Consider the following 22325-nt stretch of genomic DNA (forward strand, 5'->3'; position numbering starts at 1 on the left):
CCCCCCCCCCCCCCGCGTGGGTGCCATTCGCCCCGTGCTGGGACGGGGCCGCGGTCGCCGCGGGTGCCGCGGCGACCGCCGACTGGGACGAGGAGGCGCTGGCCGAGGCTGCTGGCGAAGGATTCTCGACCGCGACCGGCGTGGCCGACCTGCTGGCGATGGCCGGAGTCCCCTTCCGGAAGGCACACGAGATGGTTGCCAAAAGCAACGAGATTGTTGCGATAGACAACGAGAACGTTGCTCAGGACGGAGTGAAGCAGGCCTATCTGGACGCGCTCGACGCGGCGGCCGAGGAGATTCTCGGCGATTCCCTCTCGGCCTACGTCGAGCGCGCGGCGGTCGCCGACGCGCTCGACCCCCAGACGAGCGTGGCGTCGCGCGACTCGACCGGCGGCCCAGCCGCCGAGGCAGTCACAGAGGGCCTGACGGTTGCCGAGTCGGGCATCGCCGACGACGAGGACGCGCTGGCCAGCGAGCGCGAGAAACTGGCCGCGGCAGGCGACCGACTTCGAGAGGAGGTGAGTCACCGTGCCTGACCCACGGCCGGTCCCGTCCGGGACCGCATTTATATACTCTCGAAGTGTGAGAACGACTTCGGATTGACGCGGTATTTGCCTTTTCACGCCGTTAGAGCCGACTTTGTGCAATGAAAAAATCTTGACACATTCGATGGATTTAAGTATTACACCGAAGTAAGAGAGAGTGCTATGACCGAATGCGTGCAATGCGGGGCGGACGTGACCCTGCACGACGACGCCGAAGTGGGAGAGATAGTCGACTGTACGACCTGCGGCGCGGAACTGGAAGTCGTCGAGCGAAACCCGCCAGTCCTCGACCGAGCCCCGGAGCTCGAAGAGGACTGGGGGGAGTAAATTGCAAGTTGGACTACTCTACTCCCGAATCCGTAAAGACGAGAAGCTGCTGCTGGCCGAGCTCCGCGAGCGCGGCCACGACGTGGTCAAAATCGACGTGCGCGACCTCCAGTTCGGGCTGACCGAAGCGCCCGAAGTCCTCGCGGACCTCGACATCGTGGTGGACCGCTGTCTCGCCACGAGTCGGAGCCTCTACGCCACCAAGTTCTGCGAGGCCTACGGCGTACCCGTGGTCAACTCCGCGGACACCGCCGAGACCTGCGCCGACAAGGTCCAGAACAGCCTCGCGCTGGCTGGCGCTGGAGTTCCCACGCCCGCGACCGACGTGGCGTTCACCAAGGAGTCGGCCATGGAGAGCATCGAGACGTTCGGCTATCCCTGCGTCCTCAAACCCGTCGTCGGGTCGTGGGGTCGCCTGATGGCCAAAATCGACTCCAGAAGCGCCGCCGAGGCGATTCTGGAACACAAGGCCACGCTGGGTCACTACGAACACAAGGTGTTCTACGTCCAAGAGTTCGTGGACAAGCCCGGCCGCGACATCCGCGTGCTGGCGACCGACGGCGAACCCGTCGCCGCGATGGTCCGGTCGTCGGACCACTGGCTGACCAACGCCGCCAAAGGGGCCGAAACCGACGTCTTCGAGCTCGACGCCGAGGCCGAGGAGCTCGTCCAGCAGGCCAGCGACGCTGTCGGCGGCGGCCTGCTCGGAATCGACCTGATGGAAGTTAGTGGCGAGGAGGACACCAACTACACCGTCCACGAGGTCAACCACACGGTCGAGTTCAAGGCCCTGAACGACGCCGCCGAAACCGACGTGCCCGCCGAAGTGGTCGATTGGCTCGAAGCCAAGGCCGCGAAAGCCGCCGAGGACGCCAAGCAGGAGGTGTTCGCCTGATGCCCACCAGCGATTCGGCGGCCGAGATAGACGCCGCAAGCGAAACCCTCACCGCCACCGTCGTCGGCGCGAGCGGGTTCGCTGGCGGCGAACTCCTGCGCTTGCTGGCGGGCCACCCCAACTTCGACCTCGCGGGCGCGACCAGCAGAGAGTACGCGGGCAAGTCGGTCGGCTCTGTCCACCCGAACCTGCGGGGCACGGACCTCCGGTTTTCGGACCCGACCGACCTCGACTCGGTGGACGTGCTGTTCGCCGCGACGCCCCACGGCGTCTCGATGAGCCAAATCGACCAGTTCTACGAGTCCGCCGACACCGTCGTGGACCTGAGCGCCGACTTCCGGTTGAACACCGAATCGCAGTACGACGAGTGGTACGACGGCCACGACGCGCCCGAGTATCTGGACGAAGCCGTCTACGCCCTGCCGGAACTCCACCGCGAGGAGCTACCCGGCGCGGACCTCGTCGCGGCGGGCGGATGTAACGCCACTGCGACGATTCTGGGTCTCTACCCCCTCTTCGAGGGCGACCTGCTGTCCGGCGGCGAGCAAATCGTCGCCGACGTGAAAGTCGGCTCCTCGGAGGGCGGCGCGAGCGCAAGCAAGGCCTCCAGCCACGCCGAGCGCTCGGGCGTCGTCAGGCCCTACGCGCCGACCGGCCACCGCCACGAGGCCGAAATCGAACAGGAACTCGGCACCGGAGTCGCCTTCTCGGCGCACGCCGTGGACATGGTCCGCGGGGCCGCGGCGACCTGCCACGTGTTCCCCGACGGGCCGGTCTCGACCGGCGACCTCTGGGGTGCCTTCCGCGAGACCTACGACGACGAACCCTTCGTCCGGATGGCCGCTGGCGGGTCGGGCGTCTATCGCTACCCCGAACCCAAGGCGGTCGCCGGGACGAACGTGGCGGAAGTCGGCTTCGAGGTCGACCCCGAAAACGAGCGCCTCGTGGTCTTCAGCGCCATCGACAATCTGGTGAAAGGCACGGCCGGGCAGGCAGTCCACGCCGCCAACGTCGCGCTCGGCTTCGAGGAGACCGCGGGACTCGAATTTCAGGGACTCCACCCGGTGGGAAGCCCATGACAGACAGCTACACGAAAGACGAACTCGAAGACGCCCACAAACAACTCGTGGACAACGACCTCGGCGACGACGGCCTCCGGACCGACGGAGGAGTCACCCGCGAGGACCAGAGCGCGCCCATCGTCGTCAAAATCGGCGGTGCGCGAGCCGTGAACCCCGAGGGCGCGCTGGCCGACATCGCCCACCTCGTCGCCAACGGCGAGGAGGTCGTGGTCGTCCACGGCGGTTCGACCGCGGTGGACGACACCCTCGAACGCCTCGGCGAGGAGCCGGAGTACGTCGAGACGCCCGGCGGCGTCGTCGGGCGCTTCACCGACGAGACCACGATGGAGGTCTTCGAGATGGTCCTGCCCGGCAAACTCAACACCGACCTCGTGGCCGACCTCCAGAACGAAGGTGTGAGCGCTGTGGGACTGTCGGGGGCCGACGGAAAGCTCCTGACCGGCCCGCGAAAGTCGGCGGTCAAGGTCCTCGAAGACGGTCGCAAGAAGATAAAGAGAGGCGACCACTCGGGCAAAATCGAGGCGGTCAACGACGACCTGCTGAACACCCTGCTGGCGGGGAGCTACGTCCCGGTCGTCACGGTGCCGATGCTCGCCGAAGAGAAATCCGGCGAAGGAACTGCCAGTGACTTCACGCCGGTCAACGCCGACGCCGACCGCGCGGCCGCCGCGATTGCTGGCGCACTCGGCGGCGAGTTGGTCGTGCTGACCGACGTGGAAGGGGTCTACGAGGACCCGGACAATCCGGACTCGCTCATCGAGAGCGCGGAGACCCCCGACGAGTTCGCCGCGGTCGAGGAGGCCGCGGAGGGGTTCATGACGAAGAAAATCATGGCGGCCGAGGAGGCCCTGAAGGGCGGCGCGGCCTCGGTGACGGTGGCGGACGCGAACAACCGCGACCCCATCACCGCGGCCCGGACCGGCCACGGGACCACCATCGAACCGGAGGCGGTCAGATAATGCCCAGTTTCGTCTACTCCGAGAAGCCCATCCAAATCGAGTCCGGCGAGGGGCCGTACCTCTACGACGACGCCGGAAACGAGTACCTCGACTTCGGCGCGAGCTACGGGGTCGCCGCGGTCGGCCACTGCCATCCCGAGGTCGTCTCGGCGGTCCAGAGCCAAGTCGAGAAGCTGACCTTCGTGCAGGCCAGCTATCCCAACTCGGCGCGCGACGGCCTCTACGAGAAGTTGGCCGCGATTTCGCCCGGCGACTTGGAGAACGTCTGGCTCTGCAACTCCGGCACCGAGGCAAACGAGGCCGCGCTCAAGTTCGCCCGGAGCGCGACCGGCGAGTCCAAAATCGTCGCGGCCCAGCGCGGCTTCCACGGCCGGACGATGGGGTCGCTCGCGGCGACGTGGAAACCCAAGTACAAGCAGCCCTTCGAGCCGCTGGCGGGCGATTTCGAGTTCGTGCCTTACGGCGACGAGGAGGCGCTCGCAGAAGCGGTAGACGACGAGACCGCCGCGGTCCTGCTCGAACCGATTCAGGGCGAGGGCGGCGTGAATCCCGCGCCCGAGGGCTACCTCCAGTTCGCCCGCGAGGTCACGGAGGAGACCGGATCGGCCCTGGTTCTGGACGAGATTCAGACCGGCTTGGGGAGAACGGGCGCGCTCTGGGCCTGCGAGAAGCGCGGCGTCGTGCCGGACGTACTCACCTCGGCGAAGGGACTCGGCGGCGGCCTTCCCGTCGGCGCGACCCTCTGTGCGGACTGGATAGCCGAGAGCGCGGGACCCCACGGCTCGACCTACTCGGGCGGACCGGTGGTCAGCGCGGCCGCGGAGGCCACGCTGTCGGTCATCGCCGACGAGAACCTGCCGGAAAACGCCAGCAGGGTCGGGGAGCATCTCCAGTCGAAACTAAGGGGTAGTGAGTTACCAATCCGCACGGTTCGCGGCGAGGGCCTGCTCGTCGGCGCGGAGGTCAAGCGCGGCGCGAACCGCCTGCTGAAGCAGCTGGCGATGGACCACGGAATTTTGGCGCTCCCGGCGGGCCGGACCGTCGTTCGCCTGCTCCCGCCGCTGACCATCGAGAAGTCCCACGCCGACGAAGTCGTGGCGGCGCTGGAATCGGTCCTCGCGGAGGTGTCGCAGTGAGCGCGAGCGACGAGGCCGTGAGTAGCGAGGCGGCCCGCGAGTTGCTGGTCGACCTCGTGAAAATCTCCTCGCCGACCGGCGAGGAGGCCGAGTGCGCCGAGCGCCTCGCGGCCTTCTTCGAGGAGCGCGGCCGCGAGGTCTGGATAGACGAGGCGGGCAACGTCCGCGCGCCCGCCGACGACTCGGTCCTCCTCACGTCGCACATCGACACCGTGCCGGGCGACATCCCGGTGCGGGTGGAGGAAGCGAGCGAGAGAAATACAGCAACAGCCGAAGGAAATGAGAACGTTTCCGAAACAAATGAAGAGGAGTCTCCACAGCTCTGGGGCCGCGGGAGCGTGGACGCCAAGGGACCGCTCGCGGCGATGGCCGCCGCGGCGGTCGAGACCGGCGTGAGTTTCGTCGGCGTCGTCGGCGAAGAGACCGATTCCCGCGGCGCGCGCCACCTGATTGCGGACCGGGAGGCCCCCGACGCGGTGGTCAACGGTGAACCCTCCGGCTGGGACGGCGTGACCCTCGGGTATCGGGGCTTTCTGGCTGGCGAGTACGCGACCAGCACCGACTCGACCCACACCTCCCGGCCCGAACCGAACGCGATTCAGGAGGCGATGGACTGGTGGCAGTCGGTCGAATCGGCGCTCGCCGGTTCGACCGGCGCGGGCGAAGGAGCAGAGAGTAGCGAGCAATCCGTCTTCGAGCAGGTCACGGCCAAACCGGTCGAGTTCTCGGGCGGCACCGCAGACGACGGCCTCTCGGTCGAGGCCAGCGCCGAGGTCCAGTTCCGGATTCCGCCCGGCGAGACCGCCGAGGAGATTCGGGAGACTGTCGAGGACGAGCTCGGTTCAGGGACAATCGACTGGCAGGAGCCGATTCCGCCCGTGATGGAGACGCCCCGGAGCGAGGTCGGGCGAGCGTTTCGGCGAGCGATACGACGAGTCGGGGGCGACCCCCGACTGCTTCGCAAAACCGGAACCAGCGACATGAACCTCTACGCCGGAGCGTGGGACTGCCCGATGGCGACCTACGGCCCCGGCGACTCCGAGTTGGACCACGCGCCGAACGAACACCTCGACCTCGGGGAGTTCGACCGCGCCGTCGCGGTCCTCGAATCCGTCTCCGAGACCCTGCAAGAATGAGCAAACACGCCACCCAAACCATGCCGAACCCGACCATCGAATCGCCAGCCGACCACCTCCTCGACGTCGACGACCTCTCTGACGACGAACTCGCGGAAGTCGTCTCGACCGCCGAGGAGTTGAAGCAGGCCCACCACGAGGGCGAACCCCACGCGGTCCTGCCGAACCAGAGCCTCGCCATGCTGTTCGAGAAGCCCAGCACCCGGACGCGAGTCTCCTTCGAGACGGGGATGACCCAACTCGGCGGCCACGCGGTCTACCTCGGGCCGGACACGACCCACCTCGACCACGGCGAACCGGTCGCCGACACCGCCCGCGCCCTCTCGCGCTACGTCGACGCCGTGATGGCCCGCGTCTTCGACCACGACGCGCTCGAATCCATGGCGGCCCACGCCTCGGTCCCGGTCGTCAACGGTCTCTCGGACGACGCCCACCCGTGCCAGACGCTCGCGGACCTGCTGACCATCTACGAGGAGTTCGGCGGGTTCGAGGACGTGTCGGTCGCGTGGGTCGGCGACGGCAACAACGTCGCCCAGTCGTTCGCCATCGGGGCCGCGATGGCCGGTCTCGACCTCACGATGGCGACGCCCGAGGGCTACGAACCCGACGAGTCGGTCCTCGCCCGCGCCGCCGAGAGAGGGTCCGCCCCCGAGGTCGGCCACGACCCGGAGGCCGCCGTCGAGGACGCCGACGTGGTCTACACAGACGTCTGGGTCAGCATGGGCCAAGAGGACGAGCGCGAGGCCAAACTCGGCGACTTCGACGGCTTTCAGGTCAACGACGAGTTGCTCTCGGCCGCGCCCGACGCCGACGTGATGCACTGCCTGCCCGCCCACCGCGGCGAGGAGATTACCGGCGAAGTCCTCGAAAGCGACCGCGCGCTGGTCTGGCAGCAGGCCGAGAACCGGATGCACACCCAGAAGGCGCTGTTGACGCACCTCCTCGGGTAACAGTCACCGAATACGCTCGACGCTTCGTTGCATCCGAGGGAACTCCTCTGCGATGGCCTCTCGCTTGATGAGGACGAATCCGACGAAGATGAGGACGAACCCGCCAATCGTGACCGAACCGATCTGCTCATCTAGAACCAACCATCCCGACACAGCCGCGAACACCGGTGCGACGTAGGAAACGAGGTTGATTTCTATCGGTCCGAGACGGTCGAGTAGGTCGAAGTAGATGAAATAGCCGACCGCGCTGGAACCGACGACGAGGTAGGCCAACGCCGTGATGCCCTGAACCGTCCACTCGATACTGCCAAACGACTCGCCGAGGCCGAGGCTCGTCGCGTGCAACATCACCGCCCCGACCAGACACGCCCATCCGGTCGTCCCCTCGGTCGAGAGTTCGTCGTCTATCAACTGGACGAAGACGCTCCCGAACGCGAAACTGGCCGCCGCGAGTAACATCAGGAGTTTACCGAGGGTGTCGCCAGTAAAGAGGTTCGCAAGGTCGGGGTTGGAGACGAGTCCGACACCGCCGAAACCGACGAGCAGACCGAACAGACCCAATACAGTAAGTCGCTCGTCGGGGAGAATGACCCGAGAGAACACTGTCGATAAAACTGGATTGAGACTGACGATGATGGCCGCGACTGCGCTCGTGACGTGGAGTTCGCCGAGGAAGACGAATACATTGTACGCGCCAACTAGAAACAGGCCATCGACCGTCGCCGCTGTCCAGTCACTTCGAGTGCGGGGGATCCAGTTGTCAGTCACGTACGCCGCGTACAATATCATGATGACCGCAGCAATATCGTACCGGATTGCGGCGAATAGAACAGGTGGGAAGAAAGCCAAACCTGCTTTAATCGCCATAAAGGCGACACCCCAGAGGGCGGCAAGCGCGACGAACAGAGTGAAGTTTCGGTGCCAGCTCATTTAACCAGAGTATTGTTTATCTATTTAAATAAAGGTTGGTTCGTAGCGGGAGCGACAACGGCCTACCGTAGCATGTTCTCCTGACCGAGTCGGTCGCCCATGTCGAGTTCGCCGGACTCGATGATGCGACCATCCTCTCGGTAAATGTAACTACTGCCGTCTGGCAGGAAGAACGTCGGGGTACCGGAGAAGTACTTGTGCTGAATCGATTCCTCCTCGGCGACGTAGTTCCCGTGTCTCTCACCTGCGGGAATCATCTCGAAGCGACCCGCTTCCGTAGTCGAGCCGTCAGGGTGACGGAGTTTCCCTTCGGTAAGGTAGAGCGTCTGAAGCGAGGTGTGGTAGTGTGCCGGGAATTCGGCCCCTTCTTCGATCTTCACGAGTTCGAAGACCTCGCCCGAGACGGGGTTCGAGTAGAGGACCTTGTTGTACACGCCCTCGAAGTGTTCCTCGGGGAGCGGTACCCAATCGTACTCCTCGTGATTACCGAGTTGTGTGAATGCCTCTTCGAAGCCGGATTCGTTTGGTTGCGTACTCATGCAGGTCAAATGACAATCCAAGGCAACTAATAGTTTTTGGTGACTACATAGACTAGGAATTTAGTTCTATATAGTAAGTAAACTTCTGTTTTGGGCGGTATTGTCGGACAGAAAAAATCTAATCAATATCCTGAAAACGCATTATAGTTGGGATTCCTAGGTTATCGGTAGGCGAAGCGCCGGAGTGCTGTCAAGGGGGACATCCGGGCGGAATACCATCACTACCATTTCAACTAGCACCTTATGAATGTCAACAGCCAAAACGAACTCCGGGATGCCCGTGGTGTGTCCGTCCGGAGAAAACCGATGTTCTACCACGACAACGAACTCCAGTACGAAGTCGAGGTCGAGGAGCCAGATCCGTACTTCGCCAAGATGTTGCAGGAGGCCATCGGCGGCGTCGAGGGCGAGATGCGCGTCGCGCTCCAGTACATGTTCCAGGCGTTCGGGCAACCGAAGGAGAAACAGGAGTACCGCAACCTGCTGATGGAGACCGCGGCCGAGGAGTTGGGCCACATCGAGATGCTCGCCACCGCGGTCTCGAAGAACCTGCAGGACGCGCCCGAGGAGATGCGCGAAGAGGCCCGCGAAAACGACGCCGTCATCGACGCGATGTTGCGAGGCGGCCAGCCGCGACAGGCCCTCTCCGCCGGACTGCACGCCATGCCGGTGGACGCCAACGGCAACCCCTTCAGCGGGAACTTCATCGTCGCCAGCGGGAATCTCGCGGCCGACATGTACGCCAACATCATGGCCGAGTCCACCGGGCGACTGCTGGCGACTCGACTCTACGAGATGACCGACGACGAGGGGATGAAGGACATGCTGGCGTACCTCATCGCCCGCGACACGATGCACCAGAACCAGTGGCACGCCGCCCTCGAAGAGCTGGGCGAGACCGTCCCCGTGCCAGCGAGTTTCGACCAACAGAAGGAGAATCAGGACTTCGACTACGAGTTCATGTCCACCTTCCGCGAGGAGCGCGAGAATCCCCACGAGCGCTGGACCGAGGGCGAGTCCATCGACGGGAAAGGCGAGTTCTCCTTCGGGAACCAACCCGGCGGCGGGAACCCGCAGTTGGAGAAGACCATCAAAGAGATGTACAACGAGGCCAGCGGCGGCCCCGAGGATTCGACCATCGAAGACGAGTAGCGCTTACGACCGGCGAGCGACCGCGAAGCCAGCGCCAAGAATCACGCCGAAGAGGACGTGCCCGGCGAGGCTTTCGGGACTCACGCTCGGAATCGGGAGAATCCAGAGCGTGTTCGCCAGCGCCCAGAACGCCACGGCGACGCCGGTTGCGACCGCCCAGAGGACGACGCCGTAGCCAGCGCCCAGCACCGCGCCGGTCGGCGCGCGCTCGGCGTAGTTTGCGAGGGGCGGCCAACTGCTCAGTTCGGCGTAGACCAGCGCGAAGACGAGACTGTGAAGCAGGTGGACCGCCCAGTCGGTCGCCAGCGACCCCACGCCGCTGGCGGCGCTCGTCGGGGGCAGGACGCCCGCGACGAACTGGAGGTAGAGGCCGAACGCGGCCCCGGCGGCGAGCCCCGCGACCGCCGCGTCGAGCCACCGATTCCCCTCGGGGCGCTCGCGTCGAACCGCGGTCTCGGTCTCCGCAGTCTCGGTTTCGCTCATACGCTAGTTCGGACCGCCCGAGACAAAAGTAGAGACGTTCGTTCGCTACGGTTCAGCCAATCAGTCGCTGATTACGCCGGAATCGTGGCAGGTTACTAATAGCTCCTCGGCGGGCGAATCTCGCCGACCGAAGCGGTCGCTCGGGGGAACGACCGACAAGCACGCGATTCGCGTCAGAAAAAGGTCAGCGCCGCCGGGCGAGCGCGAACACCGCGCCGAGGAGCGCACCGTAGACGAGGTGGCCGACGAGGCTGTTCACGTCGAGGTTCGGGATGGCTGGCGCGTCCATGCCGAGCGCGCCCATCCAGAGTGGCATGACGATTGCCGCCGCGAGGAGCCAGAGGACGACGCCGTAGCCCGCCCCGAGCGCGGACAGCGTCCCGGTTCCGGCGTCGTGGTAGTCGGTCCGGACCACCGCGCCCGCGAAGACGAGCGCGAAGACGACGCTGTGGAACAGGTGGGCGACCCACCCGACCGCGACGCTCTCCATCCCGTAGAGCGAGGCGATGGCGGGCATCATGCCCATCGTCTGGAGCAGGACGCCGAAGGCGAGGCCGCCCGCGAGGCCGCCGAGGACCGCGCTCGACCACGTCCGCCGGACGGTCTCGCCGCCGACGATAGTCTCGTTCTCAGTCGTTGCATCTACCATGGTCTCTCGAGTCTCTGAAGCCATGGAACCCTAGATGTCGCCAGAGGAGATATACGTATCCGATGGAAACGGACAGGACAGAGCGCGAGACGGACGTTTGTCGAGAGAAACCGTGCGCCAGAGCGGCCCAAAGAGCGAGACCGGCCGCGAAGCGGCCGGTCGGCAGACAGGAATGTTACCGTAGGTCACGCGCTACGAAAATATTCTTAATTCTCTAAGCATTGTTTTTATTTCCTTGATATATAAATATATACGTTAAACCGAATTCTCGTGCGGCAATCAACGAGCGACGGCGGGCCGACCAACCGCCAGCAGGCGCTCGGTAAACCAACCGCCGAATACGCTCAACCGACAAACCGCCGGGATGCACTTGACTAAACAACCGATGGGCGGGATGAAGGGGCCGGTCGCTCGCGCAACGCTTGGTCGCTCGTCGGCCCCTATCCGTCGCAACTACGTCCGTCGGATATGTCGACGAGCGACCGCGAGCGACCGGGGGCTTCAAGAAGCGTTCACAGCCTCAGAGACGGTCGAGTCAGTAGCAGTACAAACCAGCCAGGGCTTCAGAAGACAACGCTACACCGATTCCGGCGGTCACGATGGAACTCGTTCGAAGACGACCCCAAGCAGAGACTTTTGCCGGTGTATCTCCAAACGAAACGGAGGGGGTGCAAGCACGTGCCACGACTCGGATTCACCGGCGACGTGATGCTCGGTCGGAAGGTAGACGAGCGCCAGCGGCACCGAAATCGGGCGACAGACGCGGTCTGGGGGAGCCTCGCCGAGCGCCTGCGGGCGCTCGACGGCCTGTTCATCAACTTAGAATGCAACCTCTCGACGCGCGGCGAGCGGTGGACCAGAACCGAGCGGCCTTTCCACTTCCGGGCCGACCCCGACTGGGCGGTGCCCGCGCTCGAATCCGTCGGGGTCGAGTGGGCCGGTCTCGCCAACAACCACATGCTCGACTACGGAGAGACCGCGTTACGGGACACCATCGACCACCTCGACGCGGCGGGCATCGCCCACTCCGGGGCCGGGGAGAACGTCGAGGCCGCGCGCGAACCCGCGGTGGTCGATGTCGAACCGAACGACGGAAACGACTCGGACGCGCTCCGAATCGCGTTCGTCTCGGCGACCGACAACACGCCGGAGTTCGCCGCGGGACCGACGGACCCGCGAGACTCGCCCTCGCGTTCGCTCGGCCTCACCGCCGCGGACGAGACCAGTCCGGGCACCGCGTACCTCGATTTGGCCGACGAGGACGAGGCCCGCGAGGAGATGACGACGCTACTGACACGCGCTCGGGACGCGGACCCCGACCTCCTCGTGGTCTCGCTCCACTGGGGACCCAACATGGTCGAGGAGCCACCGGACCACTTCCGGTCGTTCGGCCGCTGGCTGGCCGAGCGCGGCGTGGATTTGGTCCACGGCCACAGCGCCCACGTCTTTCAGGGCGTCGAGATACACGACGGGACGCCTCTCCTCTACGACTGCGGGGACTTCGTGGACGACTACGCGGTCGATGCGGACCTCCGCAACGACCGGGGCTTCCTGTTCGAGGCGGGCGTCGAGGACGAGAAAATCCGGTCGCTCCGTCTCGTCCCGACCGAAATCGAGGACTGTGCGGTCTACGAGGCGAGTTCGGAGACCGCGGCGTGGAGTCGCTCGCGGATGCGCGAGCTTTCGGCGGCGTTCGGGACCGAGTTCGACGAGGAGGACGGCGCGCTCGTCGCGGCGGTCGAATGAGATGCGGTGGTCGAGTGAGACGCGGCGGGCGAGAGAGTCCCGAAAATCGAGCGCGCGCCAGCGTATTCGCCCTGTGAACGACCCCCATAACATCAGCTAATTTACTGATTTCCGTTTTCAGTCAAGGTACCCTTTATCAATACCGTATTCCAACTAGAAATGTCTGTATTCTGTTTTCAGCTAAGGTACCGCTTAACATTCAAACTCGTCTTAGGTCCTGTAGTCCTATATTTTCCGTACTTCAGAGTGCGCAACTATATGGTAAATCTTATGTAAGTAAACCTCAACCGACAGAATATGTCAGAACCACACCCCGACATCGAAGCGGTCGTCTCCGAAGTTCCGCCCCTGCACCGGCTCACCATCGAACAGGCCCGCGCGGGCTACGCCGACTTCCTGTCGGTAGAGCAGGACCTCGGAGAACTCGCCGACGTACGAGATAGCGTAGTACGCGGTCCCGACGGGAACAACGTCCCGATTCGCGTGTACACGCCCGAGGGCGAGGGTCCCTTCCCGGTCCTCGTCTGGATGCACGGCGGCGGCTTCCTGCTGGGCGACGTCGAATCCTACGACCCCGTCTGCCGTGTTCTCGCGGACGAACTCGACTGCGTCGTCGTCTCCCCCGACTACCGACTCGCTCCCGAACACAAGTTCCCGGCGGGCCTGCGCGACTGCTACGAGGTCGTCGACTGGGCCGAGTCCCGCATGGAGATTCTGAACGGCGACCCCGACCGACTCATGGTCGGCGGCGACAGCGCAGGCGGCAACCTCGCGGCGGCGGTTTCGCTCATGGCCCGCGACAAGGGCGGCCCGGACATCGACTATCAGGTTCTCGTCTATCCGACCACTACCTTCTCCTACGAGTTCGCCGACGAACCGAGCGGCGACGGCAGCTACTTCATCACCGAACCCGACCTCCAGTGGTCGTGGGACAACTACCTCGAGAACGAAATCGACGGCATGAGTCCCTACGCCTCGCCCCTGCAGGCCAACGACCTCAGCGACCTGCCGCCCGCGACGGTTCTGACCGCCGAGTTCGACCCCCTCAAGGAGGAGGGCATCGAGTACGCCGAGCGCCTCGCCGACGCGGGCGTCTCGGTCGAACACACCCATTACGAGGACATGGTACACGCCTTCTTCACCAACGTCGCCGAACCCCGCGTCGAGCGTGCGTGGGACGCCATCGCGGAAATCGGTGCGAACATCGAAGCGGCCTTCGACGGCGAGAGCGAGGAAGAGGAACTGGTCGTCGCGTGAAGTCCCGTGGTTCTGAACCTACAGGTTCTCGAGGGCTGGGAAGACGAGTCCGAGGACGAGTCCGTAGACGACGTGTCCGACGAGACTCAGGGGGTCGACGTTGGGGAACGGCGGGTTCGCGGGGGAACCGACCGCGCCGAGCCAAATCGGCATGACGACGGCGGCGAGGGCGGCCCAGAGGACGACGCCGTAGCCCAGACCGAGGAGCGTACTCCGGCCGACCGACTCGATACTTCGACTGCCCGAGGCGACACTCCCATCAGACTCGACGCCCGGGGCGACGCTCACGACGCTAGCGAAGACGATACCGAGGACGACTGAGTGAAAGAGGTGGACTGCCCACCCGAGAGCGAGACCGTCGAGGCCGTACATCGACGGGATGGCGACTGCTATTACTGGTCTCATCTGCATCGTGAGCATCGCGCCCATCACGATACCGGCGGCGAGACCGGCGAGCGCGCCGCCGCGCCACGCGACCTGTTCTGAAGGCGTTTCGACTGCGGTTGTGGTCTCCGAGGCCATGGATTCCGGTACGCCGGTCTTTTAAATAGTAGTTCGTCGGCTGTGCAGCCGGAGCGCACAGCCCCAGAAGCGACTGTCGCCAGTATCCTATCGGCCGTTCTCCGCAGATATTTCATACAAATATTATATAACGCCTCCAAAGTTAATTTTATATAGTTAGATATAATATTGTATTTTGTACATGCAGAAATCAACTCGGCTCGGACTGATCATGGTCGTTACCGCAACGCTACTGCTCGTCGCTTCCACCGGTACTGTCGCCGGTGGTGGCATGTGCGAGAGCGTCGGAGACCTCGTCACGCAGTGTACTTGCGACCCGGCCACAGGTTGCTAGTGCACGGCCGCACGAGCGTAGTACTACCCCTAACCAACGGTTTTTATCCGTCGCTTCCCTCCCACAGAACGATGAGTCTGAGCCTCTCCGGGGAGCGACCCGACCCGCCAGCGGACGCGGCCGACGGCGCTTGGTTGGCCTGTATCGAGTGCGGAGCGACCTACGCGCCGTTCGAGGAGATTCGCTACACCTGCGACTCCTGCGACGGCCTGCTGGAAGTCAGATACGAAGACAATCCCGCGCTCGAAGACTTCGGAGACGAGGGAGACCAGCGGGGCGTCTGGCGGTACGCCGACGCGCTCCCGGTCGAGTCCGGCGTCAGCATCGACGAGGGCGACACGCCCCTCTACGAGGTCCCGACCATCGAGGAGGAAGTCGGGGTCGCCGACCTCCGAATCAAACACGAGGGGATGAACCCCACGGGGAGTTTCAAGGACCGCGGCATGACCCTCGGCGTCCGAGTCGCCGAGAAACTGGGCGTGAACCGACTCGCGTGCGCCTCGACGGGCAACACGAGCGCGGCGCTCGCTTGCTACGGGGCTCGCGCGGGCACGGAGGTACTAGTGTTACTTCCCGAAGGCAAAGTCGCGGCCGGGAAAGTCGCGCAGGCCAGCCTCCACGGCGCGCGGATTCTGGAGGTAGACGGCAACTTCGACGCCTGCCTCGACATCGTCTCTGACTTGGCCGACCGGGGCGAGGCCTACCTGCTGAACTCGCTGAACCCCTTCCGACTCGAAGGCCAGAAGACCATCGGCCTCGAAATTCTGGAGCAGTTCCGCGACCAGACCGGCGACTTCCCCGACCGCATCGTCCTGCCGGTCGGCAACGCGGGCAACACCGCGGCGCTCTACAAGGCCTTCCGCGAGTTGGTCGCGGCCGGGTCGCTCGACCCCGAGGAGGTCCCGGCCCTGACCGGCGTGCAGGCCGAGGGCGCGGCCCCGATGGTCGAAGCCATCGAAGAAGGCAACGACGAAGTGCGCAGATGGGAGGAAGTCGAGACCCGCGCGACCGCGATTCGCATCGGGAACCCCGTCAACGCGCCGAAGGCCCTGCCGGGGATTCGAGAGACCGGCGGGACGGCAGTCGCGGTCTCCGACGAGAAAATCACCGACGCCCAGCGCGCGCTGGCCAGAGACGGCGTCGGCGTCGAACCCGCGAGCGCGGCCTCGGTGGCCGGACTGCGCAAACTCCGCGAGTCGGGCGACATCGACGCCGACGAGCAGGTCACGTGTCTGACGACCGGCCACCTGCTGAAGGACCCCGACGCCGCCGCGGCCGCCGGGGCCGACCCCGAACCCGTCCCGGCCGACACCGAGGGCGTGCTGGACCTCCTCGAGTAGCGAGTCACCTCCAGTCGAAACGGCGTCGTTCCTCCGTCTGACGCGTCATCCCTTCGTCTGACGCGACTTTTTGGTACTCGATGACGTGTGTTTGTGCGTGAGCATCGAGACCCCCGAATGCGCTCACGACCACGGCGAGGCCCACCGGGCCTCGAACGACGAGCGGGGAGGAACGACCCGCGAGTCCACTCGGCAGTCCCCCGCGAAGGAGGAGGACGGTTCGGACTGGAGGCCCGATACCGACGACGAACTGGTGGTGGTGGTCTGCCCGCAACGCATCTACGAACAGCTACAGCCCGACCTCGGCGAGTGGCGCGAGCGACTCTGTCGAGAGTACGAACGCGAGTACGAGGACCTGCTGGCCGAGCGCGCCCAACTCGAAGACGAGGTGGCGTGTCTCGAACGACAGTTGGCGCGCAAGGAGTCCCAACTCGACGCGGTCATCACGCGCAACGAGCAGATTCTGGAATCTCGCACCGAATCGTATCAGCGCCACATCGAGGGAAGAGAGGACGACGAGGCCGAGTGGACCGGAAGCAGACAGGAGTCCGGTCTACTGACGCGGCTGAAAAACTGGCTCGGATAAATTCTGACCTTCTCTTTCCAAGCCATCTAATGAGACCGTCTATTTGTCACAGTCGGCATCTTTGCGGAAGAGGTCTCTCACTCGCCGAGAAACGTCTCTAACAGAGGGAATACTCAACTGTGGACTATTGGAAGCGCGAGCACCCATCTGCTTGGAGTCTTCGGGCATTTAAATCGCTCTGTGTTGGTTACGTGTTGGTCGAATAGAGGTATTAATGCTTTGGTGGCTCCGTTTTCAGAGCTTGTCGGTCATGCTCAATAGAGCCAAGGCGGCAACGGAGACGGTGACGACGATAAAGGAGACCTTTGGGATAAATTCCAAAAGTGGAGACGCGACCCCGAGTACGAGCATCACGACCCCGTAAATGGCCAACCACGTCGTGAGAGTTATCAGAAATGCATTAGTGGTAAGTTTGTCGTCGTTCTCGTTTATCCAGTCGGCGTAGTAGCGAACCAGTTTCTCGTGATATTCCGGTTCATGGTATTTGCGGTTCTGAATGTCTTCTATGAGTCCAGAGCCGATACCGAGTTGCATGGTGGAAGCGGTGTACGTCAAGCCAGCGCAAACTGTCGAGAGTAGTAACGAGAGTCCCCCGTACTTCGTGTAGAGATTGAGGAACTTCGAAGTATACTGTAATCCATCAGTTCCAGTGGTTCCTGCTGTACCAAAGTCGGTGACTACTGAGAAACCGGTGAGAAGTAATCCAATAATTACGAAATTGAATCGAAGAATCCGCATCGATTTCCTATCGATTGCTCGAATCCAGCGAACTTGCTGGTCGAGTGTTCGTTGTGCCCGATTCTGAATCGTACAGAGTCGATTGACCTTCACGTCATCATCCGAGCTATTCTCGACCTGTCGTCGAGCAAGTTGACCATAGGGACTGTCCTGTGAGGACGATTGTCGAGAGAATTGTTCTTCGCTGGACGACCCATCAGCACCCATGACTTTATAGTGTATATTGACTATAGAAATATCCTTCTGATTCGGTGAGAATCAGCGAGAATTTTCATCCAGTCCGCGCCAATCGAACCACGATACCCGCGCTGACGAACAGGCAGGCCAACAGGCCCGCGAACGCCGCGGCGTAGGAGACTCGGCCCGCGACGAAGCCGACGTAACTCGGGCCGAGGCTCCCGAGACCGATGTAGACGGTCCGGGTCGCGCCGAGGTCCCCGCCCATGCTTCCGTCCGGGAAGGTATCCATCAACAGCGCCTGCATCACCGGCGGGTAGGCCATCAGACCCCCGGCGAAGGCGACGACTGCGAGGGCGACGAGGAGGGTGCCGGAGGCCGCGAGGAGACCCGCGAGCGCCGCGGCGGCGACGACCAGCGCGCCAGCGGCCACGACGGCGCGGGGGAGCCGGTCACCCAGCGACCCCGCGAGGGGCTTGACCGCCGCGCCGACCAGAAACAGCGCCGCGAACCCGCCGCTGGCGAGTCCGGCCGGAAACCCCTTCGAGACCCGGAGGAAGGTGGGCAGGAACCCGGCGGCGCTCTGCCACGTGAAGGCGTACAGCGCGTAGGCCAGCAGGAGCCACCGGAGTCTCGGGTTCTTCCAGAGCCGCCGCGCAGTCTGGCGGGCGTCGGCGAGTCCGGCGACGACGGCCTCGTGAGAGACGTTCGGCCGGTCGTACTCCTCGCGGCCCCAGACGTGGAGCGCCAGCGCGACACCTGCGAGGACTGCGAGAACGGGCGCGTAGGCCGACCGCCAGCCAGCGACCGCCAGCGCCGCGACTGCGAGTCCGGCCGCCGCCGCGCCGCCCACGTCACCCGAGGCGGTGTGGAGGCCGAACGCCTGCCCGCGGCGCTCGACGAACAGGTCAGAGACGAGCGCCCGCGCCGGGGTCGGGTAGAGACCCGCGCCGGTGCCGACGATAGCCGCGCCGACGAGAAAGAGGAGGTAGTCGGGCGCACTTGCGAGGACGGCGAACCCCGCAATCACGAGCGAGAGTCCGGCCACGAGGAGGGATTTGCGGGTGAGATTATCTGAGAGCCGACCGCTCGGGTACTGACAGAGCGCGTACAGCCCCCAGAGAAGGGTAAACGCGAGTCCAGACTGGAACTCGGTGATGGCGAGGTCGTCCATCACCGCCGGGAGCATCGGCGAGAGGACGAGTCGGCCCGCCTGAATCGCCGCCCACCCGAGCGAGACCGCGAGCAGGAGGCGGCCGGAGTAGCCGGTCAGCAGGCGCTCGCTCGACTCGTCGGAGTCTGGTTCGGACTCCTCGGCGCGGCCGTGGGACACATCGGAGCGAGGAGGCGGAGGTATTTGAGTGCGGGCTTTGCGGCAGGGGGCGTGGGACTCCGGAGGTTCGGTGTTCGACTACGGCGGCTTACATGACTATACAAGTCTTTAGAAATTGTGTAGTAGTCTTAAGAGTATAATTTCCTATCCGAAATACGCAAACAGGGAGCAACTCGGACTGAGTTCACCCACGAGTGCAGTCGTGGGATTCAGGCGGTCACAGACCGCGTTTCCTACGGCTTGGGGGGTGTTCCGAACTCGTGGTGGTTCGGTGCTGGCTGACCCAGTACGGCCACCGATGGAGACAGCGGGGTTGGTGGCCTTGCCTCCACCTCTGTACTCGAACCAAGAGGCGACATATAGTCAACATTTTGATTATCGTCGGCTTCATCCCACGGCTGAAGCCGTGGGCTTTCGCCTCGCTACCGCTGTAATACGAAAATTAGTACAGACAGAAACAGACTGGGCGGAAGCGCCCAAACGCCTACGAGGAGTCGTCGGGCGCGTCTTCCGCCGACAGGCGCAGGCCGGAATTACCCACACCGACGAAAGGTATAACTGTCGTCTGTCGCAATATTGAACTGAACGAAGATGGCGTTGGACCACATTCCGACAGTCGAGGACCTCGCGGAGACGACGGGTCAGACGAAGGAGCAACTTCGGAAGGACCGAGAGGCCGCCGCCGAGAGAAGCACCGAGAGCGACGAGTAGGAAGCCCGCTTCCATGGAATCCACCGGTTCGACGAACACGATTGACCAGTTACTGCGAGAGCAAAGCGGTCCCGGGCATCCAGTAACGGACCGTGACATCAAACGCGCTCGCTCGTCGGCGTACCTCGTTCACGGCAATTTCGACGCTCTCGCGCGGGCATGTGACGATATCACTACGACTGGCCTCGTGAAAGTCGAGGGGAGTGCAGACGAGTCGGACGTTGCGAACGAGGTGTTTCGACTCGTTCACAACTACGTCTCGTCGCTGTATTCGTACAACGAACAGATACGGGATATCCTGACGAAGCGACTCGACCGAGAGATTACGAAGCACTCGTTTCTTCCAAACCGAAACGATGCCGGTGCGCCGGAGTATACCCGACGCCTCGCGTTTCTCTGGGGACTTCGGAACGACTTCCAGCACGGGGATTACTGGTGTCTCTCGGTCAAACTCGAAACGTCACGAGAGACGTTCGACTATTACCATCTCTACTTCGAGAAACAGGATTTCGAGGCGACTCCCGAAGGAAGTCTCGATGAATCGGGAGACTATCTGGCGCACGCTCCCGACAACGACCAGCGGTATCCGCTACCGTACATCGGCGATTTTCATCGGAATCTGTTCACGGAATTCGAGCAACACTTTGAATCGTGGTGCAACCGGAATCAAGAGTGAAAAGCGAGTTGCGTTACACGGTCGTAAGCACCGATAGAAACCGACCGGGCGGAAGTGCCGGGACCCCTACGAGGAGTCGTCGGGCGCGTCTTCCGCCGACAGGCGCAGGCCCGAAGGCCCGACCTTCAGGTCAACGCGGTCCCAACGCTTCGGCACGAACCGAAGGCTGAGAACTCCGACAGTTATCAGCGAAACCAGAACAAGTAGAGTTTCCCAGAACATGTGTGTCTCACGCGCGATGCTGCAACATCGCGCAAAACATGGTTTGAAGACCGACAATTTAAGTGTTCAACATCTGCTTTCGTGTTATCGAACCCGTACTTTTATTGCGCAAGTCTGCATACTTAGGGGTGAAGGCTGGAACTCCAGTCAGCGAACCAGAACGTTTCCCAGAATACTGGTGGCGCGGTGCTGCAACACCGCGCACGGTTTCTATCGGCCGATGATTCGTTAGTTAGCTCTGTATCTACTCGCTCGCAGTTGCATGCGGTGTCAGAAGACAGAGAGACCCGTGACCTACTCCGTCCCGTTCAGTTCGATGTAGCGCGCTTCGATAATCCTATCGTCGTTCTCCAGCGCCTCCTTGGCTTCGTCGGGGACCTGCGCGTCGAGGGTGTAGACCGTCAGCGCCTCGCCGCCGATGGCCTCGCGGGCGTTGAACATCCCCGCGATGTTGACCTCGTGGTCGCCCAGCACGGTGCCGATGAACCCGATGACGCCCGGCGCGTCCTCGTTGCGGGCGACCAGCATGTGGCCGTGCGGGATGGCGTCGATGCGGTAGTCGTCCACGCGGACGATGCGCGGGTCGTCGCCAGCGAACAGCGTCCCCTCGACGCTGATGGACTCGTCCTCACCCGAGACGGTCACACGAACGAGGCTCTGGAAGTCCTCGGTCTGGCGAGTCTTGGACTCGGTGACCTCGACCCCGCGCTCCTCGGCGATTTGGGGCGCGTTGACCGCGTTGACCTGCCATTCGAGGGGCTGGAACACGCCCTTCTGAGCGCTGGCGGTGACGAGTTCCACGTCCTCGTCGGCGATGTCGCCCTCGTAGTGGACCTCGATAGAGGAGATGCGCTCGTCCAGCAGTTGGGTCGCAATCTTGCCCGCGGTCTCGGCCAGTCCGATGTAGGGTTCGACGCGGGGGAAGGCGCTCTCGTCGATGGAGGGCGCGTTCAGGGCGTTGACGACCGGCTCCTCGTTGAACGCCGCGACGACCTGATCCGCGGTGCTGGTGGCGACGTTCTCCTGTGCGGCCTCGGTACTCGCGCCGAGGTGGGGCGTGACGACCACGTCCTCCACGTCGAGCAGGGGGTTGTCCGGCGAGACGGGTTCGTCGGCGAACACGTCCACCGCGGCACCCGAGAGGACGCCGTCTTCGACTGCCTCGGCGAGAGCCTCCTCGTCCACGACGCCGCCGCGAGCGCAGTTGACCAGATAGCCGCCTTCGAGTTGGGCTAGCTCCTCGTCGGAGATGAGACCCTCGGTCTCGGGAGTCAGCGGCGTGTGGACCGTCAGGAAGTCCGCGCGGTCGAGACACTCGTCTAAGTCCACCAGCTCCGCGCCGAGTTGGTTCGCGCGGTCCTCGCTGATGTAGGGGTCGTAGGCGACCAGTTCCATCCCCAGCGAGTTGAGTTTCTTGGCGACCTCTTGGCCGACCCGACCGAGGCCCACGATGCCGAGGGCCTTGCCGTTGAGTTCGGTGCCGAGGTAGTCGCCCTTGGCCCACTCGCCGTCGCTGAGTCTGGCGTGAGCCTGCGGGATGGACCGCGCGGTGGCGAACGCCATGGCGACGGTGTGTTCGGCGGCGGCCCGGACGTTGCCCTCCGGCGCGTTGGCGACGATGACGCCGTGTTCGGTGGCCGATTCGATGTCGATGTTGTCTACTCCGATACCCGCTCGGCCGACGATGACGAGGTCCGATGCGGCCTCGAAGACCTCCTCGTTCACGTCGGTGCCGGAGCGTACGATGAGTCCGTTCGCGTCCGAGACGGCAGACAGTAGCGCGTCCCCCTCTACCTCGTAGGCAGTTTCGACTTCGTGGCCAGCCTCGCGGAGTCGGTCCAGACCTGCGTCGGCGATGGGGTCCGTTACGAGAACCTTCATGATTGTGGAAAGTCGTGCC

At 63.8% G+C, this 22325-nt stretch carries 21 protein-coding genes and 1 pseudogene; 14 read left to right on the forward strand and 8 right to left on the reverse strand.

All coding sequences use genetic code 11. The features are described 5' to 3' along the window. The 8 genes and pseudogenes from EPL01_RS22155 to argF form a co-directional block, all read left to right on the forward strand. Positions 1-536: pseudogene (locus EPL01_RS22155) on the forward strand (hypothetical protein); the annotation flags it as partial. 171 nt (positions 537-707) lie between these two features. After that, positions 708-872, forward strand: coding sequence for a lysine biosynthesis protein LysW (gene lysW, locus EPL01_RS01505; protein WP_135823492.1), 165 nt, complete (start codon positions 708-710; stop codon positions 870-872). Between the two features lies 1 nt (position 873). Continuing rightward, the gene (gene lysX, locus EPL01_RS01510; RefSeq protein ID WP_135823493.1) at positions 874-1767 is read left to right on the forward strand and encodes a lysine biosynthesis protein LysX; all 894 of its coding nucleotides are present in this window, start codon (positions 874-876) and stop codon (positions 1765-1767) included. Further along, positions 1767-2846, forward strand: coding sequence for an N-acetyl-gamma-glutamyl-phosphate reductase (gene argC, locus EPL01_RS01515; RefSeq protein WP_210424034.1), 1080 nt, complete (start codon positions 1767-1769; stop codon positions 2844-2846). Before lysX ends, argC begins: the two co-directional genes overlap by 1 nt. Continuing rightward, on the forward strand, positions 2843-3808 hold the full coding sequence (locus tag EPL01_RS01520; RefSeq protein ID WP_135823494.1) for an acetylglutamate/acetylaminoadipate kinase: 966 nt from the start codon (positions 2843-2845) through the stop codon (positions 3806-3808). Before argC ends, EPL01_RS01520 begins: the two co-directional genes overlap by 4 nt. Then, positions 3808-4944: an aspartate aminotransferase family protein gene (locus tag EPL01_RS01525; protein ID WP_135823495.1), complete on the forward strand. Its 1137-nt coding sequence runs from the start codon at positions 3808-3810 to the stop codon at positions 4942-4944. The genes EPL01_RS01520 and EPL01_RS01525 overlap by 1 nt, the downstream gene beginning before the upstream one ends. Further along, positions 4941-6080 carry a [LysW]-lysine hydrolase gene (locus tag EPL01_RS01530; protein ID WP_135823496.1) on the forward strand — a complete coding sequence of 380 codons (1140 nt, stop codon included), beginning with the start codon at positions 4941-4943 and terminating at the stop codon, positions 6078-6080. The genes EPL01_RS01525 and EPL01_RS01530 overlap by 4 nt, the downstream gene beginning before the upstream one ends. Further along, on the forward strand, positions 6077-7030 hold the full coding sequence (gene argF, locus EPL01_RS01535; protein ID WP_135823497.1) for an ornithine carbamoyltransferase: 954 nt from the start codon (positions 6077-6079) through the stop codon (positions 7028-7030). Before EPL01_RS01530 ends, argF begins: the two co-directional genes overlap by 4 nt. Positions 7031-7033: 3 nt before the next feature. Here argF and EPL01_RS01540 read toward each other — a convergent pair whose 3' ends face one another. Together EPL01_RS01540 and EPL01_RS01545 are read right to left on the reverse strand one after the other, a co-directional pair. Further along, positions 7034-7960 (reverse strand): DMT family transporter, encoded by a 927-nt coding sequence (locus EPL01_RS01540; protein ID WP_135823498.1) that lies wholly within the window; start codon positions 7958-7960, stop codon positions 7034-7036. 62 nt (positions 7961-8022) lie between these two features. Continuing rightward, a complete protein-coding gene (locus EPL01_RS01545; protein ID WP_135823499.1) occupies positions 8023-8499 on the reverse strand; it encodes a cupin domain-containing protein in 477 nt (158 codons plus the stop codon). A gap of 306 nt (positions 8500-8805) precedes the next feature. Between EPL01_RS01545 and EPL01_RS01550 the strand changes: the two genes are divergently transcribed. Next, complete coding sequence (locus EPL01_RS01550; protein ID WP_135823500.1) at positions 8806-9651, forward strand: manganese catalase family protein; 846 nt, start codon at positions 8806-8808, stop codon at positions 9649-9651. A gap of 3 nt (positions 9652-9654) precedes the next feature. Here EPL01_RS01550 and EPL01_RS01555 read toward each other — a convergent pair whose 3' ends face one another. Together EPL01_RS01555 and EPL01_RS01560 are read right to left on the reverse strand one after the other, a co-directional pair. Continuing rightward, positions 9655-10134, reverse strand: a complete 480-nt coding sequence (locus EPL01_RS01555) for a hypothetical protein (protein ID WP_135823501.1) — start codon at positions 10132-10134, stop codon at positions 9655-9657. A gap of 184 nt (positions 10135-10318) precedes the next feature. Further along, positions 10319-10807 carry a hypothetical protein gene (locus tag EPL01_RS01560; protein ID WP_135823502.1) on the reverse strand — a complete coding sequence of 163 codons (489 nt, stop codon included), beginning with the start codon at positions 10805-10807 and terminating at the stop codon, positions 10319-10321. 654 nt (positions 10808-11461) lie between these two features. On the opposite strand from EPL01_RS01560, the gene EPL01_RS01565 reads away from it, so the two are divergent. Then, positions 11462-12529 (forward strand): CapA family protein, encoded by a 1068-nt coding sequence (locus EPL01_RS01565; RefSeq protein ID WP_246045601.1) that lies wholly within the window; start codon positions 11462-11464, stop codon positions 12527-12529. A gap of 297 nt (positions 12530-12826) precedes the next feature. Further along, positions 12827-13786: an alpha/beta hydrolase gene (locus EPL01_RS01570; RefSeq protein WP_135823504.1), complete on the forward strand. Its 960-nt coding sequence runs from the start codon at positions 12827-12829 to the stop codon at positions 13784-13786. 18 nt (positions 13787-13804) lie between these two features. Here the strand turns inward: EPL01_RS01570 and EPL01_RS01575 are convergent, their stop codons facing one another. Continuing rightward, the gene (locus EPL01_RS01575) at positions 13805-14308 is read right to left on the reverse strand and encodes a histidine kinase (RefSeq protein ID WP_135823505.1); all 504 of its coding nucleotides are present in this window, start codon (positions 14306-14308) and stop codon (positions 13805-13807) included. A 405-nt stretch (positions 14309-14713) separates the two neighbouring features. Here EPL01_RS01575 and thrC point away from each other — a divergent pair, with 405 nt between their 5' ends. Together thrC and EPL01_RS01585 are read left to right on the forward strand one after the other, a co-directional pair. Further along, positions 14714-15982 (forward strand): threonine synthase, encoded by a 1269-nt coding sequence (gene thrC, locus EPL01_RS01580; protein ID WP_135823506.1) that lies wholly within the window; start codon positions 14714-14716, stop codon positions 15980-15982. Positions 15983-16079: 97 nt separating this feature from the next. Further along, positions 16080-16568 carry an isocitrate/isopropylmalate dehydrogenase family protein gene (locus EPL01_RS01585; protein ID WP_135823507.1) on the forward strand — a complete coding sequence of 163 codons (489 nt, stop codon included), beginning with the start codon at positions 16080-16082 and terminating at the stop codon, positions 16566-16568. Between the two features lie 234 nt (positions 16569-16802). On the opposite strand, the gene EPL01_RS01590 is transcribed toward EPL01_RS01585, so the two are convergent. Together EPL01_RS01590 and EPL01_RS01595 are read right to left on the reverse strand one after the other, a co-directional pair. Continuing rightward, positions 16803-17102, reverse strand: coding sequence for a putative antibiotic biosynthesis monooxygenase (locus tag EPL01_RS01590; protein ID WP_135823508.1), 300 nt, complete (start codon positions 17100-17102; stop codon positions 16803-16805). A 475-nt stretch (positions 17103-17577) separates the two neighbouring features. Beyond that, entirely contained in the window at positions 17578-18816 is a 1239-nt protein-coding gene (locus tag EPL01_RS01595; RefSeq protein ID WP_135823509.1) for an MFS transporter, read from the reverse strand. A 724-nt stretch (positions 18817-19540) separates the two neighbouring features. On the opposite strand from EPL01_RS01595, the gene EPL01_RS01600 reads away from it, so the two are divergent. Then, the gene (locus EPL01_RS01600) at positions 19541-20203 is read left to right on the forward strand and encodes a hypothetical protein (protein WP_135823510.1); all 663 of its coding nucleotides are present in this window, start codon (positions 19541-19543) and stop codon (positions 20201-20203) included. Positions 20204-20719: 516 nt separating this feature from the next. Here EPL01_RS01600 and serA read toward each other — a convergent pair. After that, positions 20720-22306: a phosphoglycerate dehydrogenase gene (gene serA, locus EPL01_RS01605; protein ID WP_135823511.1), complete on the reverse strand. Its 1587-nt coding sequence runs from the start codon at positions 22304-22306 to the stop codon at positions 20720-20722. Positions 22307-22325 lie beyond the last annotated feature (19 nt).

The sequence above is a fragment of the Halorussus ruber genome, from assembly GCF_004765785.1.
Taxonomy (GTDB): Archaea; Halobacteriota; Halobacteria; order Halobacteriales; family Haladaptataceae; genus Halorussus; species Halorussus ruber.